At 30.1% G+C, this 1,103-nt stretch carries 1 protein-coding gene; it reads left to right on the top strand.

Annotation, left to right across the window (positions count from 1 at the left end; all coding sequences use genetic code 11):
- Window positions 1-85 precede the first annotated feature (85 nt).
- Window positions 86-931, top strand: coding sequence for a hypothetical protein (locus F6U93_RS01810; protein ID WP_150936282.1), 846 nt, complete (start codon window positions 86-88; stop codon window positions 929-931).
- Window positions 932-1,103 lie beyond the last annotated feature (172 nt).

Genomic DNA, 1,103 nt, shown 5'->3' with positions numbered 1-1,103 from the left:
TTCTATTTTAACCTGTAGCCATATTTCAGGACGAGACATTTGAGAAACTCACAAACTAACATCATATAATCTAACTATTTATTCAATGTCAAAAATCATAAACCCAATTGATTATCATCAAGAGATTCAAATGGACGCAAGTCGAGATGCATATCTTTCTACTTGCCACTATTTGACTGTAGAAAACGGAATTCCAGAACCTCACGCAACAGGAGTTTTCATCAAAATATTTGATTATCATTTTTTATTTACAGCAGCACACGTAGCTGATGGTTTATTGAAAAGTATATCAGTTGGAATTGAAAAACACAAAACGGTACAACTAGGTGGTGAATGGACAATTAATAAATTATCACCAAATGAAAAAAGAGAAGAAGATAAAATAGATATTGCAATTCTAAAATTAGATAATGAAAGTATCGAATATGTAAAAAAGCAATATTCTTTTCTTAATCATTCAGAATTGGGAATTAACCACGAAGTAAAAGAGCTTCCATATTATACAGCTATTGGTTTTCCTTGTTCCAAAAATAAATTTAATAAGTTTAAAAATAAACTAGATAGCAAGCCTTTTATCTTTAATACAATGCCTGCAAAACCAGAAATTTATTCTGAACTCAATTGTAAACCATTTTTAAACCTAATAGTCCATTATGATAAAAAAAATGTAATTGATTATGAAAAAAACCTTAAAATAACTGGACCTGACCCTTTTGGAATTAGTGGTGGTGGACTTTGGCACGTGCCAGTTCAACTTGTTGAAAAAGGAAATAAAGTCAATAAAAAACTTGTAGCAATATTATCGGAATGGCCAAGTAAAAATAGAAAGTTTTGGATTTGTACTAGAATAGATGTTTTTACAGAAGTTGTAAGGAAAAAATATAATTTAGATATTGAAACCTCTAAAATTATTAAATTAGACACAGAATAAAAACTGCACACAACACCGTATATAATTTATTGCTAGTTCTAGCCTACTTACGAAAATCCTCGCGGATTTTCTATTCGGTTTTTATTTGCTAAATTTAGTGCTTAAACCACGCAACAAACCATATACAAACACGTTATCAGCAATTTCCCAATCGGATCGGACATTTTTTTCG

This window comes from Pseudotamlana haliotis (assembly GCF_008806375.1).
GTDB classification, from domain to species: Bacteria; Bacteroidota; Bacteroidia; order Flavobacteriales; family Flavobacteriaceae; genus Pseudotamlana; species Pseudotamlana haliotis.
Note: the sequence above shows the minus strand (reverse complement) of the source record. Positions and strands in the feature narration are given on the sequence as shown.